General features: G+C 63.8%; 14 protein-coding genes. 7 read left to right on the top strand and 7 right to left on the bottom strand.

Annotated features, from left to right (window positions below):
• Nucleotides 1-141 precede the first annotated feature (141 nt).
• Both NQJ30_RS08160 and NQJ30_RS08155 read right to left on the bottom strand, forming a co-directional pair.
• Nucleotides 142-2,829, bottom strand: a complete 2,688-nt coding sequence (locus tag NQJ30_RS08160; RefSeq protein WP_255769388.1) for a helix-turn-helix transcriptional regulator — start codon at nt 2,827-2,829, stop codon at nt 142-144.
• Nucleotides 2,830-3,049: 220 nt separating this feature from the next.
• Nucleotides 3,050-4,309, bottom strand: a complete 1,260-nt coding sequence (locus NQJ30_RS08155; protein ID WP_255769386.1) for a rhamnosyltransferase WsaF family glycosyltransferase — start codon at nt 4,307-4,309, stop codon at nt 3,050-3,052.
• A gap of 400 nt (nt 4,310-4,709) precedes the next feature.
• Between NQJ30_RS08155 and rpsF the strand changes: the two genes are divergently transcribed.
• From rpsF to rplI, 4 genes are all read left to right on the top strand, one after another.
• Nucleotides 4,710-5,015: a 30S ribosomal protein S6 gene (gene rpsF / locus NQJ30_RS08150; RefSeq protein WP_078107099.1), complete on the top strand. Its 306-nt coding sequence runs from the start codon at nt 4,710-4,712 to the stop codon at nt 5,013-5,015.
• 73 nt (nt 5,016-5,088) lie between these two features.
• A complete protein-coding gene (locus NQJ30_RS08145; protein ID WP_255769382.1) occupies nt 5,089-5,670 on the top strand; it encodes a single-stranded DNA-binding protein in 582 nt (193 codons plus the stop codon).
• A 126-nt stretch (nt 5,671-5,796) separates the two neighbouring features.
• Nucleotides 5,797-6,036: a 30S ribosomal protein S18 gene (rpsR, locus tag NQJ30_RS08140; protein WP_003800144.1), complete on the top strand. Its 240-nt coding sequence runs from the start codon at nt 5,797-5,799 to the stop codon at nt 6,034-6,036.
• A gap of 17 nt (nt 6,037-6,053) precedes the next feature.
• The gene (gene rplI, locus NQJ30_RS08135) at nt 6,054-6,506 is read left to right on the top strand and encodes a 50S ribosomal protein L9 (RefSeq protein WP_255769380.1); all 453 of its coding nucleotides are present in this window, start codon (nt 6,054-6,056) and stop codon (nt 6,504-6,506) included.
• Between the two features lie 147 nt (nt 6,507-6,653).
• On the opposite strand, the gene NQJ30_RS08130 is transcribed toward rplI, so the two are convergent.
• Nucleotides 6,654-7,076 carry a DUF1801 domain-containing protein gene (locus NQJ30_RS08130; protein WP_255769379.1) on the bottom strand — a complete coding sequence of 141 codons (423 nt, stop codon included), beginning with the start codon at nt 7,074-7,076 and terminating at the stop codon, nt 6,654-6,656.
• 113 nt (nt 7,077-7,189) lie between these two features.
• Here NQJ30_RS08130 and NQJ30_RS08125 point away from each other — a divergent pair, with 113 nt between their 5' ends.
• Nucleotides 7,190-8,002, top strand: coding sequence for a PhzF family phenazine biosynthesis protein (locus NQJ30_RS08125; protein WP_374113235.1), 813 nt, complete (start codon nt 7,190-7,192; stop codon nt 8,000-8,002).
• A 92-nt stretch (nt 8,003-8,094) separates the two neighbouring features.
• A complete protein-coding gene (locus NQJ30_RS08120) occupies nt 8,095-8,721 on the top strand; it encodes an FMN reductase (protein WP_255769375.1) in 627 nt (208 codons plus the stop codon).
• A gap of 9 nt (nt 8,722-8,730) precedes the next feature.
• Here the strand turns inward: NQJ30_RS08120 and NQJ30_RS08115 are convergent, their stop codons facing one another.
• Entirely contained in the window at nt 8,731-9,300 is a 570-nt protein-coding gene (locus NQJ30_RS08115; RefSeq protein WP_255769373.1) for a hypothetical protein, read from the bottom strand.
• 3 nt (nt 9,301-9,303) lie between these two features.
• A complete protein-coding gene (locus NQJ30_RS08110; protein WP_255769371.1) occupies nt 9,304-9,756 on the bottom strand; it encodes a hypothetical protein in 453 nt (150 codons plus the stop codon).
• A gap of 671 nt (nt 9,757-10,427) precedes the next feature.
• Between NQJ30_RS08110 and dnaB the strand changes: the two genes are divergently transcribed.
• Entirely contained in the window at nt 10,428-11,810 is a 1,383-nt protein-coding gene (gene dnaB, locus NQJ30_RS08105; RefSeq protein WP_255769369.1) for a replicative DNA helicase, read from the top strand.
• Between the two features lie 27 nt (nt 11,811-11,837).
• On the opposite strand, the gene NQJ30_RS08100 is transcribed toward dnaB, so the two are convergent.
• Together NQJ30_RS08100 and NQJ30_RS08095 are read right to left on the bottom strand one after the other, a co-directional pair.
• Nucleotides 11,838-12,806 (bottom strand): acyl-CoA thioesterase, encoded by a 969-nt coding sequence (locus NQJ30_RS08100; protein ID WP_255769367.1) that lies wholly within the window; start codon nt 12,804-12,806, stop codon nt 11,838-11,840.
• Between the two features lie 180 nt (nt 12,807-12,986).
• Nucleotides 12,987-13,421: a DoxX family protein gene (locus NQJ30_RS08095; RefSeq protein ID WP_255769365.1), complete on the bottom strand. Its 435-nt coding sequence runs from the start codon at nt 13,419-13,421 to the stop codon at nt 12,987-12,989.
• Nucleotides 13,422-13,515 lie beyond the last annotated feature (94 nt).

Raw genomic sequence — 13,515 nt, 5'->3', positions numbered from 1 at the left:
CGGAGTGTGCGCTGTTTTGCTCTGACCGTGCTGCAAAATTAGCCCCGATCCGGCGGCCGTTCCCCGGAAATGCCGGGGCTATGTGGGTGCTGCCAAGGAACACTGCGGAAACTGCGGGTACCTGCAATGGGGCGTCGGAGCCTAGACCACCGGCAGGACGTACGGTTCCCGGGAGGCGGCGTCCTTGCGGGCGGCCAAGGCTGTCAATTGCGCCCGCGATTCCACGCCGAGCTTGCGGTAGATGGCCGTCAGGCGCACCTCCACGGTCCGGATGGAGACGAAAAGTGAGGCGGCGATTTCCTTGTTGCGCATGCCGCGGGCCACCATCTGCGCGAGGGCGCGCTCGTGGTCGGCCAGCATCAGCAAGGCCGGGTTGCCGGCTGCACGTGGCGGCTCCGTCCGCTCGTCGAGAAGGAGCGAATCAACGTGCTGCGTCCAGGCATCGGCGCCGGCCTCGTCAAACATCACCTTTGCGCGCAACAGACCGTCCCTGGCATCCCGCAGCCGGCCCAGGGCACCGAGCCGCTCCGCGTAACACAGCAAAGTCCGGGCCCGCTCCAGCAGGGAATCGTGGCCGTTCCTGGCCTCCAGTGCCTGGTTGAACAGTTGCAGCGACTGCTCGCCGTCGGCCAGCATTGCGCGGCTGCGGGCTACAGCCATCAGCAGCCAGGGGGACCGCAGCCCCACGGCGCGGCTCTCCAGCCGGTAGAGGGCCTGGGTTGCCTCGCGGTGCCGCCCCAGGCGGACCAGAACCTCCACAAGGTCCGCTTCGCAGCGGAGCAGCGTGGGGTTCGCGAACCTCATGCCGATCTCGGCGGCGCGGGACAGTTGGGCGCAGGACTCAGCCAGGTTGCCGCGCATCAGGGCAAAGTGGCCCTGGCAGGCAGCCAGCTGGGCGGTGATGGCAGGGTGGCTGTCCGCGCCGGAGAAATGGTGGGCGTCAGCAACATAGAGCTGAGCCAGCGCCTCATCACCCAGCGAATGCGCCCGCCACACCCGGAAAATGTGCCGCATCCCGCGGTGGTATTTGGTCTCGGGTTCGGTAAGTTCAAGGTCCTCGATGAGCCGGATGGCCGTTCGGACGTTCCCGGCCCGGACCTCGTTGTCCACGGCGAGATATTCCGCGGTCTCACGCCAGTTGATGTTGCTGGCCCCCGAGGAACTCCGCACCATCGCGAAGGCCTCCCGGGCAAGTTCGTAGTGCTCTGCATAGGTCAGGGCGCGGCCCTGCACCAGAAGGCTTGGGACGGTGCCGCCGGCGTCGTGCTTGCGGCCGAGGTGCTCGCTTTTCCCCCTGATTGCCTCGATCAGGAGCTTGGCGCGGTCGGCCACCGCAAGGCACTCCGTGGAGGCGGAGTCCCGGAACCCGTCGGTGTGGTCCAGCAGGCTGACAGCGTCGTCCAGTTCCCACCGCTCGGCGTAATGGAGCGAGCTGACGGACAGCAACGTGGCTGCGTATGCGGGGTCGTGCTGGCCGAACTCCTTGACGAGGCGCAGCACCATGCTCGACCGCACGGCCGCACCCTGGATGAACTGGATTCCGAAGGCCAGGCCCGTCAGCCGAAGTATCAGGGCGGGGTTGCGGGTCACCCGCCGCGCCCAGTCCAGGTATCGCTTGGCGTAAACAAACTCCCCCCGGTTGAACAGCAACTCGGCCACGGTGGTGAGCCGCGCCGCCGTCTCTGCTTCCCAGGGATTTATGGTGAGCGCACGCTCGATGTACTCCACGGCGAAGGGCACTTCACCGGCACGGATCAGGTCCACTGCAAACCGTAGGAGGCCGAAAGGCGTCTGGCGCTCCAGTGCGCTGAAGCTCAGATGCCACCTGCGGGCGTAGGGGTCGTTCTCGCTGGCTGCCTCCGCCAGGGCCCGGTGGGCGGCGGTGCGGACCGACGGCGACATGGCGGCGAAAACATATCCCCGCAGAAGCTGGTCCTGAATGCGCAGATATGGACCGGACCGGCTCACCATGCCGTTGGCCAGGAGCTCGTCCATCCCGCTCCACAGTTCGCCGTGCACCTTTTCGAGGGTGGCGATGTCGCTTCGGCACGACAGTGACATCAGGTCGAGGGCCTGCCGGGCGGCCGGACTGAGAGCGCCCACCGTTGCGGCGAATTCGGATTCAAAGCTTCCTTTGCAGGGCAGCGGAATGGGGAGCGCGTACTTTCCTTCGGCGTGGCGTTCCAGCAGGCAGGTGTAAAGCTCGACGGCGGCAAGCGGGTTTCCCTGGGTCGCTGCGGCGACCGCGTGGACCGCCGTCGTCGCACTTTGACGCGCAGGAATCGCCTCCAGCATCCGGACGGTGTCGTTGTAGTTCAGCGCCTTCAGCTGCAGGGCAGGGAGGCTCCCGAACGGGCTGTCCGGCACGTCTTCCCGGATGCTGGCAACGATTGCGATGTCCGTTCCGGTCAGGCGGCGGGCAAGAAATCCGATGACGGCCTGGCTGCTGGGGTCCAGTTGGTCGGCATCGTCGATGACCACGATGGTGCGTGAGGAGGAGCGCTGATGAAGTCCGTTGAGCAGTATGGTGGCCACGCCGGCGACGTCCATGGCGCCCACAGCATCCCGCAGCAGTTCGTCGGCGAACCGGCCCAGGACGGGATCGTCGATCCCGTTCAGCAGCGCTGTGAGGCCTGAGAGGGGCCAATCGGACTCGGAAGCGCTTGCCCGCAGGAAGACGGTCCGGTGTTCAGAAAGCCGCGGAATTTCGGACAAAAGCGCCGACTTACCCGTTCCCCGCCTGCCGACAACTGTGAGGGCTGATTCCTTCGGACCCCGGATTACCGCGAGGATCCGGTCCAACTCCTTGCTTCGGCCAATTAACGACATCAAGTCCCCATTCATTAAAGAAGGAGACCTGCAGATTCGCTGCACTTCACATCACAAGGCCCGCCAGCCGGCTGCTTGACTGTGGGGCCAAATTCACGGATACCCAGCCGATGGTTGACAATGTAGCCCGGCGTTTTTTGGCGCACCACAGTACTTGTCGACTCAACTAACTAGGTACCACCACTTGGGCCGAGGGGATATGTACTCAACAAAGTCTCAGCTACAAGCCGGTATTGCAGACACTCTCTATGGCTTCCGCTACCTGGCGCTGGGTTTCGCCCCACCCGCGCCGGACCGACAGGGCTGCGAGCCGGGCGTTGGTCTCCAGGTCGCTGCGTTCGACTGCCCGAGAAAGGGCATCAGCCACGTTTTTTGGTGCCGGAGGAGTCCAGAGTGCAAATTCGGATGTCAGATCGGCCCTGGCCATTATGGAATCGTTTATGACTGGCAGGCATCCCGCTGCAAGCATTTCCTCCGCGCTGAGCGAGACATTTGTAAAGGACATTGCGATGCCGGTAATTGACCGATTGAACAGGACATTCAACTCGGCGGGACTGAGCCTGCCATGGTTGATTGTTGGGACGGTCCATCCAGAGATTGTGTCGCCAACCACATGGATATGTTGTTCGGGGTGCCGCTCATGAAACAGCTCAATCGCAAGGCGCCCAAGCAGATAGCCGCGTCTGTCCGCGTTCGGCCTAGCATAAAAAACTACGCCATTTCGTGGGGGACGGTCACCGAAGCCCTGGAGGCCGTATATATCCGTATCGCAGCCGAAGGGAACTGTGAAATCTGGCTTGACCTGGGCCTCAAGTTGTAGGCGCTTGGCTACCATATTCCCCAGAGCGATATTACTGAAGCCGAATTTATACGTGTCCTCGGCGAAGGAATAGAGCTCCCCGCGCGGATAAAAGTACGGTTCATAGTCCTGAATGAAGTAGAACCGATGGATGGGACCCCGTGCCAGGGCTGCAACCACATGAGCGGTTGCCCATGAACTGGCTACGACGGCGTCTACGCCATCGATCGCAGGAGTCGCGCTGCGTATGTCAGCTTCCATCTCGGGCCAGTACCGACGAACGGTGGCAATCCGCCCGGACACGTCGTTTGAGTCGTGATCGTAGAGGAACAGCGTGCACGAGTGCCCACGTTCCTCCAGCCCCTTGACCATGCGGAACAACGTGGTGTGACCGCCAGAGCCCGGCCCTGGAGCAGTACATACCCACCCAATGCGAAGGGGACCGCTGAGGGCGGGGGCGTGATCCAGGTCCAGGCTTCCGGACTCCATGAGGTCGCTTGGCCGAAGCGGTAGATCGAAGTCTCTCCAGCTGAAGCGGGCACCCATGCGCTGCGAGAGTCTGAAAGCACTGAACCGAGCGAATTGGGAGAATCCGGAGCGCTTCAGTCGCTCAATAACCCGGCCTGGGCGCGGGTTATTCATTGGCGTGAATTCGCGCAGGCTGGTGGTCAGTCTCGTCATGGCAGGCCCCTCGGGGAAGCGTCGCAAAGGATACTTACCTCACCAAACCTAATGTCCAACCGGAAACCGAAATGAGTGGGAAGTCCGTGGTGTGGGTCGCAGGGCGCAACTCTGCGGATTTTGCGGTAACCCTCGGCCAAACGAAGCCGGCCTGCGGGCAGACTGCACTCGAAAGTCGACAGGTTTTCCACATACGCGCCGCGCTGCTTCCGCTCCGCCGCACCCGGCGCCTAGCCTTGAGTCAAGCGCGAATCGCCTATCCGTTCCAAATGCACTAAGATATTGAAGTCTGTGCTGCGCCCTGCCTCCGTTCCGTTGGCCGGGCACGCATGGCATCGCAAATGAACCTCCTGTTACGGAAATGCCGTAACCGCTTAGCCCAAAGGAGGTGGGTTCACATATGCGTCCTTACGAATTGATGGTAATCATCGACCCCGAGGTCGAAGAGCGTACCGTTGAGCCGTCGCTTCAGAAGTTCCTGAACGTCATCACGACCGATGGTGGAACCATCGAAAAGGTTGACATCTGGGGCCGTCGTCGCCTGGCTTACGAAATCAAGAAGAAGTCCGAAGGTATCTACGCAGTGGTGAACTTCACCGCCAAGCCGGAAACCGCCAAGGAACTTGACCGCCAGCTGTCTCTTAACGAGACCATCATGCGCACCAAGATCACCCGCCCCGAAGAGCAGAAGGTTGTTGCTGAGTAATTTCGGCACAAATCTTCATTCTTCACCCCGCAGGATCGAAATCTTCACCCAGGATCGAACAAGGAGGCAGTAGATGGCAGGCGAGACCACCATTACGGTCATCGGTAACCTCACCAATGACCCGGAATTGCGGTTCACACCGTCAGGTTCGGCAGTAGCGAACTTCACCATCGCTTCCACCCCACGCACCTTTGACCGCCAGTCCAATGAGTGGAAGGACGGGGAAACCCTGTTCCTCCGCGCAGCGGTGTGGCGTGAAGCGGCCGAGAACGTAGCGGAGTCCCTCACCAAGGGCATGCGCGTGATCGTTTCCGGCCGTTTGAAGAGCCGTTCCTACGAAACAAAGGAAGGCGAAAAGCGCACCGTTATTGAGCTCGAAGTCGATGAAATCGGCCCGAGCCTGCGCTACGCCAACGCCAAGGTCAACCGCACCCAGCGCTCCGGCGGTCAGGGTGGGCAGGGCGGCTTTGGCGGCGGCAACGGCGGCGGCGGTGGCTTCGGAGGAGGCAACTCTGGTGGAAACCAGGGCGGCAACTCCGGCGGAAGCTGGGGCGGCGGCAACCAGCAGGCTGCACAGGAGGATCCCTGGGCCACGCCCGGCGTCTCCAACGCAGGCGGCTGGGGCAACGGCCCCGATTCCGAACCCCCCTTCTAAACCAAACTCCAGGCCCGACGCCGGGGATCGCCCGGGTGCCCGCAACGCACCCGGTGACTGCCGTCGTCGGACCACCACCATCCCGTGGATCAATATCCACGGGCTCCAAAGAATAGGAGCTCCACGATGGCTAAGGCTGAACTCCGTAAGCCCAAACCAAAGTCCAACCCCTTGAAGGCCGCTGACATCACTGTCATCGACTACAAGGACGTAGCATTGCTGCGCAAGTTCATCTCCGACCGCGGAAAGATCCGCGCCCGTCGCGTCACTGGCGTCACGGTGCAGGAACAGCGCAAGATCGCCCAGGCAATCAAGAACGCCCGCGAAGTTGCTCTGCTGCCTTACTCCGGCGCTGGCCGCGGCTAAGGAAGGGATTAACTAACATGGCAAAGCTCATTCTGACCCACGAAGTAACCGGTCTCGGTGCTGCTGGCGACGTTGTTGAGGTCAAGGACGGTTACGCACGTAACTACCTGCTGCCCCGCAACTTCGCCCTGACCTGGTCGAAGGGTGGCGAGAAGCAGGTTGAGTCCATCAAGGCTGCCCGTGCCGCCCGCGAGCACGCTTCCCTGGAAGACGCTCAGAAGCAGGCCGCTGCACTCTCCTCCAAGCCGGTCAAGCTCGTTGTCAAGGCTGGCGAGACCGGACGCCTGTTCGGCACCGTCAAGCAGGCCGACGTAGCCGACGCTGTTGAGGCCGCTGGCCTCGGCAAAATCGACAAGCGCAAGGTTGAACTGCCGGCACACATCAAGTCGGTTGGTTCCTACCAGGCCAACGTTCGTCTCCACGACGACGTTGCCGCTGTGATCGAACTCAACGTAGTGGCAGGCAAGTAGCCTTTCCGGCTATCCAGTCCTGAACTGCACGAAAAACCCCCGTTGCCCCAACCGGCAGCGGGGGTTTTCTCGTCTTCCCCTGCGCTGACATGGCACTTAACGGCAGTGTTGACGCGTCGCACTGCCGTTAAGTGCCATCTCGCGGGGTCAGGGGGTGTGCAGGAAAGTGGTGACGTGCCGGTAGCCGGTGCGGATCAGCTCGGCCAGCACCGCCTCGTCGACGTCCTCGAGCTTGTTCACATACAGGCAGCCCGCACCGGTCTTGTGTTTTCCGAGCCGGGGCAGCAGCTCAGCGGCCTCGGGCCCGTAGAGCAGCCCGTATAGGGACAGGCTGGCCTTGCGGGGCGAAAAGCCTACGGCCGGAGCGTCGCCCTCCCGGCCGCTTTCGTACTTGTAGTGGTACCGTCCGAAGCCCACGATGGTCGGCCCCCACATTTCAGGCTCTTCCCCAGTGATCTCGCGCATCAGCTGCTGCAGCCGCAGGCCGTCCCGGTGCCGGACGGGATGCTCCACGGCAGCGAGGAACTCGTCCACTGACATGCCGGTTACCTGGGTTTTGTTCTCAGCCATGAGGGAAGTCTGGCAGAGCACCGCTGACTTGTCAGACGCGCCGCAACGGCTGATAGCCTGCGGCGGTGAGCCAGAACCCTTCCCCCGCGCCCCGCCGTCGTCCTTTCACCCAAATGGACGTCTTCACGGACGAACCGTACCGCGGCAATCCGCTCGCGGTGGTTGGTGAGGCGGCCGACCTCACCACCGAACAGATGCAACAGTTCGCCAACTGGACCAATCTCTCGGAGACCACCTTCCTGCTGCCGCCCACACATCCCGAAGCGGACTACCGCGTCCGCATCTTCACGGCGAGCGAGGAGTTCCCCTTCGCCGGGCATCCCACGCTGGGGTCGGCGCAGGCCTGGCTGGACGCCGGCGGGGTCCCGAAGCAGGACGGCATGCTGGTACAGGAGTGCGGGGCGGGCCTGGTCCGTGTAAGGCGCGACGGCGGACGGCTGGCGTTCGCCGCGCCGCCGCTAACGCGGTCCGGGCCGGTGGCCGAGGCGGACATGCTCCGGATCGCCGAGGGCCTCCGGCTTGCCCGCCACGAGCTGCGGGACGGGTCCTGGCTGGTCAACGGGCCCGACTGGATTGGTGTGCTGCTGGAGTCGGCCGGGCAAGTCCTGGGCATCAGGCCGGATTTCGCGGCCTTGGGGGACCTGAACGTCGGGGTGATCGGGCCGCACCCAGCGGATTCGGAAGTGGATTTCGAAGTGCGAACGTTCATCCCCGGGGACGCAGCAGTTGAAGATCCGGTCACGGGCAGCTTCAATGCCGGTGCGGCGCAGTGGCTGATCGGCAGCGGGCGGGCGCCGTCGTCGTACGTGGCGGCGCAGGGAACCGCGCTGGGCAGGACGGGCCGGATCCATGTGGACGCTGCGGACGGCGACACCTGGGTGGGCGGCAGTTCCGCTGCCCGGATCAGCGGAACGGTGGTGCTCTAGCCCGGTCGGAATAAACGCGGCATGCGTCCGGTTACCTTGGTACATGCAAACACATGTAACGTAGTTTGTACCGAAACCAAGAGGAGTCCATTGTGGAAACCCGCCGCATCACCGTACTGTCCGCCGGCCTGGGTGTGCCGTCCTCAAGCAGGTTGCTCGCCGACCAGCTCGCCGCCGCCGCAGAGCACAACCTGACGGACGCCGGCTACCAGGTGACGGTGGACGTGGTGGAGCTTCGCGATCTCGCGGTGGACATCGCGAACAATTTCGTCACGGGCTATGCCGCTCCCCGCCTCGCCGACGTCATTGCCGGGGTCGAGGCATCCGATGGCATCATCGCGGTGAGCCCGGTGTTCAGCGCGTCCTACAGCGGCCTGTTCAAGTCCTTCGTCGACGTCCTGGACCCCAAGTCCCTGGAGGGCAAGGCCGTGGTGCTGGGTGCCACGGGCGGCACCGACAGGCACCAGATGGTGCTCGAGTACGCCATGAGGCCGCTCTTCAGCTACCTTCGGACCCGAATGACCGCCACGGCAGTATTTGCCGGCCCCCAGGACTGGGGAAACACCGACGACGGCGCCTCGCCCCTTTCGGATCGTGTCCAGCGGGCGGCGTCGGAGTTCGCCGCGCTGCTGCAGGGTGCGCAGCCGGCCCGGAAGCCGGCAGTGGCTGAGTCCCTCCCCTTTGAACAGTTGCTGGCCGGCATCTCCGGCGGACGGTAGCGCCCCGGTCTAGTCGTCGAGGAGGGCGATGAACTCGCGCGCCTGCTTCAGGGAGATATCCGAGTGCTTGGTGAGCGCCGTAGCCGCACCCTCGATGTCGCCGCTGCGGGCCAGTGTGCGGATCCGGCCGTAGATTTCATCGTTGAGCATGTTGCTGCTGACCTCCCGCGTGACGTCGCCTTTGCTGGCAATGGCGCGGTAGCGGTAGGGGAACCGCTGGGGTGTGTCGTCGTCGGCGTCGACGTCGGCAGCCGGCGCCTGCGGGGCGCGGTAGGGCTGTGGGTGGGCGGCTAAGGCCCCTACGGCGTCCCGGGAGGCCCGCAGGCCCTCTCCTGTGGACTCGTAGTAGAACTTGATGGCAGCCATCGCCTGCCCCTGCGCAATGAGCGCATACAGCCGCTGGTGCTGTTCTGCGCTGAGTCTGGCAGCGGCCAGGCGCGCCAGCTCGGACGCATCCGGTGCCGGGGCGCTCCCGGCTGTCCTGGCCGCTGCCTGCCGCCTGCTGATTGAGCGGGCTGCCAACGCAACGACGGCGGCCACGACCGCGAGGATAATGACGGGGATCACGAGCGATTCCATGTTCTAAAGCCGATCTACGTACTTCTTGGCGGTGGCCAGGTCGGTGTGGGCTGCCTGGCGCAGGAGCTTGATGGCCTGGATTCTGTGTCCGTCGCGGGCCATCGTCTGGAGCTGCATGGCGAGCTGCGGATCGAACAGGCCGCCGGGCAGTGTGTGGCCGGTCGCTGCGGCGCCCGCGCCGGGGCGCGCCCGCAGAGCTGCGCGGGCGTGGTCCTCCTGCTGCGACTGCTGCTGCTCGTTCTGGCTGGGGCGGGTATTTGCTTCGAGCCGGGCGCGCACGGCCGTTGCCAGCCGCACCTGTTCGGCATAATGGGCAGCTGAGCGCCTGGCGAGGTCCTGCTGGTATTTTTCGGCATCCGATGTGCCGGTATCGCGCGGCCTTAGCGCCGTTGTGAGCGTCCAGAGGACTGCCACCAGGACACCGGCCGGCAGTAACACCATCAGTATGTCGCCCATGCTTAGAGCTTATGCCAGATGGGCGTTATCCACAGCACATTCCTTCGCTCGCATACACCAGGACCGCCCGCCGGTCAAAAGTTGGGAGCACTGTAAGTTTCATCACCTGCATGGCATGAATTACGGCCCGGACCGCTCCAAAACCCTCCGGCTTTCAAGCTCGACACGCCCCAAGCTGTGGATGAAGGTTTCCCAAAAGAATTTTTCCTCCACATGCCGCGGATAACATTTTCGCAGGTCAGGGGCTGGTGATGGGGCAAAGATTTTTTGTTTCCACAGGTTCATGCACAGGCTGTGCACAAGCTATGCCGCGTAGTGCACAGGTTATCCACAGGCCCCGGGGATGGATGGCTTGGAGGCCGGGGCAGGGGCGGCTAACGTTGCGGGATACCTGTATTTGAGAGTGCCGGAAGGCGCCGCCCGTGTGGGTGGAGCCGCTGCCACCCGGGCTTCCCGTCCGGGATCCCGCACCTCTGTGGATAACCTGTGGACGATGGGGATAAGTCCAGCGTGCCCGGCCGTCGATGCTTTTCGGGGCGGACGGTCCGGGTTGTCAGTGGCCGCTGGTAGACCTGAATGTACGTCGTCCCGTTGAGTAGCAGCGGGGCGGCAACGGCAGCACAAATGACTTACGTGGCGCTTACCGCGGCACACAATGGAGGACGGCAGCTTTGTCAGTAACGCACCTGGACTCGATCGAGGGTACCCGCGGATCGGAAACGAGCCGAAAGCCTCCCCAGGACATACCGGCGGAACAGTCCGTGCTCGGCGGCATGATGCTCTCCAAGGACGCCATTGCCGACGTCGTGGAAATTCTCCGCGGCCAGGATTTCTACCGGCCCGCCCACGAGACCATCTATGAAGCGATTATTGACCTTTACGGCCGGGGCGAGCCTGCCGACGCCGTGACTGTCTCCGACGAACTCACCAAGCGTGCGGAAATCAACAGAATCGGCGGCCCCGCGTATCTGCATGAGCTTATTCAGACCGTACCTACGGCCGCCAATGCCGGATACTACGCCGAGATTGTGGCCGAGCGCGCCGTCCTTCGCAGGCTGGTCAACGCCGGCACCAAGATCGTCCAATTGGGCTACGGTTCGGACGGCGAGGTGGAGGATCTGGTCAACCAGGCGCAGGCCGAGGTTTATGCCGTGGCTGAGCGGCGCACCGCCGAGGACTACGTCGTCCTCAAGGACGTCATGGAGTCCACGGTGGATGAGATCGAGGCCTCCGGGCACCGCGGCGAAGGCATGACCGGGGTGCCCACCGGCTTCTACGAACTGGATGAGCTCACCCACGGACTGCACCCGGGCCAGATGATCGTGATTGCCGCCCGCCCCGCCGTCGGCAAGTCCACGTTCGCCCTGGACTTCGCCCGCTCGGCAGCCATCAAGAACAACCTCGCCACGGTGATGTTCTCGCTCGAAATGGGCCGGAACGAGATCGCCATGCGCCTCCTGTCCGCGGAGGCCACCATCGGCCTCCAGGACCTGCGCAAGGGCACCATTAAGGACGAACAGTGGTCCAAGATCGCCACCACCATGGGCCGCATGAACGACGCCCCGCTCTTCATCGACGACAGCCCCAACATGTCGCTGATGGAAATCCGGGCAAAATGCCGCCGCCTCAAGCAGCAGCACGACCTCAAGCTCGTCATCCTGGACTACCTCCAGCTCATGAGCTCCGGCAAGAAAGTCGAATCACGCCAGCAGGAAGTCTCTGAGTTCTCCCGTGCGCTCAAACTCCTGGCCAAGGAACTCCAGGTGCCCGTCATCGCCCTGTCGCAGCTCAACCGTGGCTCCGAGCAGCGCCAGGACAAGCGGCCCATGGTCTCGGACCTCCGCGAGTCGGGCTCCATCGAGCAGGACGCCGACATGGTCATCCTGCTGCACCGCGAGGACGTCTATGACAAGGAGTCGCCGCGTGCTGGGGAAGCGGACATCCTGATCGCCAAGCACCGCAACGGCCCCACCAAGGACATCGTGGTTGCCTTCCAGGGCCATTACTCGCGGTTTGCCAACATGGCGGCCGACGCCGGCGGTGGCGGCTTCTAGGCAGCGTGCGGTAAGGAGCCGGCTGGCTCAGCCCTGCTTCAGCAGGTGGTTGGGCAGCCGGTTTCCCGGTGCTTTCCCGCGGATCTCCAGCAACTCGCGGGCGTGGGCATGCAGGCGTTTGTCCTCATCCGTAACCGGCACCCAGGCGGGGATGGGCACCGAGTTGCCGCCGGCGTCGCGCGCCACCATCACGGTGAGGCAGTAGGTGGTGAGGTTCAGCTCCCTGCTCTTCGGGTCTCCCGAGCGGACGTGCACCGCGATGTGCATGCCTTTGGTGCCCGTGTAGACCAGGCGGGCCTCGACCTCCACCACATGTCCGATCAGCAGGGGCCGGTAGAACCGGACGCCGCCGGAGAACACCGCCACCGTGTCCTTCCCGCAGTACCGCGAAGCGCAGACGTACGCGGCTTCATCGATCCACTTCATGACGATGCCGCCGTGGACCTTGCCTCCCCAGTTCACGTCGGTCGGGGCGGCCATAAACCGCAGCGTCACGCGTTCGGCGGTCCCGGCGTCGGTATATTCCTGGGCGTTCATGGCTTCGACGATCTGTTCCCGGATCCCGATCCGGGCCAGTGCGTGATCGCGCTCCTGGATCTCTGCCGGGGTGACGGGTTCGAACTGTTTCACCGGTACGGGTTTGCCGTCATCGCCCACCGCCACGAAGATCACCATGCACTGGCTGCGCATGGTGGCTGGGCCGCCCTTGGGATCGCCCGATGAAACCACCGTCCGGATGTGCATGGAGGAGCGGCCGGTGTAGACGATCGTGGCCTCGACCTCCACCATGTCGCCGCTGTTTACCGGGTCTGCGAAGTGGATGTTGCCCACGTAGGCCGTGACGCAGTAGGACTTTGCCCATCCCACCGCCGCGGCATAGGCGGCCTTGTCCACCCATTCCAGCACGGTTCCGGCATCCACCGAACCGCTGTGGCCCACGTCGGTGGGTGCCGCCAGGAAGCGAAGAGTGACGGAATTTGCCGCGGTCTCAGTCATGCTGCCCACCTTAGAGCGTGCGCCCGGTCCGCCCCAGTTGTGACGCCGCCCGCCACCCTGCACGCTCTTTCACTTAACGGGCCCAAACGCCAAACGCTCGCTCACTTTCCTGAAGAAAGTGAGCGAGCGTTTCGGGAAATCCCACGTTTAGTGAGAGAGCGTCCGGGGGCAGGGGGTGCTTTAGGCGAGGACTGCCAGCTTGTTGTTCATGCGGCCGAACACTGCGCGGTCCACGGAGATGCGGCCTGCGCCGATGAGGGCGAATGCCAGGGCGGCAGCCCCCAGGAGCAGTACGAGTTCGTAGCCGCCCTTGTCGGCGTAAACCCCGGCGCCGGCGTGGACCAGGACGATCGCGCCGATCATGTCCAGGGCGAGCAGCGCGGCGACGACGCGGGTGAGCACGCCCAGGATGAGGGCGATGCCGCCGGCAAGTTCGAGAACGGCGACCATGGGTGCTGCCACGTTTGCCGCGGGAACTCCCATCTGGGTGAAGGCGGCCTGGGTGCCTGCGATAGTCCACTCGTTGAACTTCTGCCAGCCGTGGGCGGCAAAGAGGAAGCCGAGGGCGACGCGCAAAATGGTCAGGGCGGAGGTGGTAAGGCGTGAATGGTTCATGCTTCAAGTGTTGCGGTATATTGGTTGAAGTGTCAAGTAATATAGGGGTTTTGTGTTCTTTGTCATGACGCGGGACGTCACGGACGGCGGGCGC

Source organism: Pseudarthrobacter sulfonivorans (assembly GCF_024391045.1).
GTDB classification, from domain to species: Bacteria; Actinomycetota; Actinomycetes; order Actinomycetales; family Micrococcaceae; genus Arthrobacter; species Arthrobacter sulfonivorans_B.
This window is presented reverse-complemented; position numbering and strand designations above follow the sequence as displayed.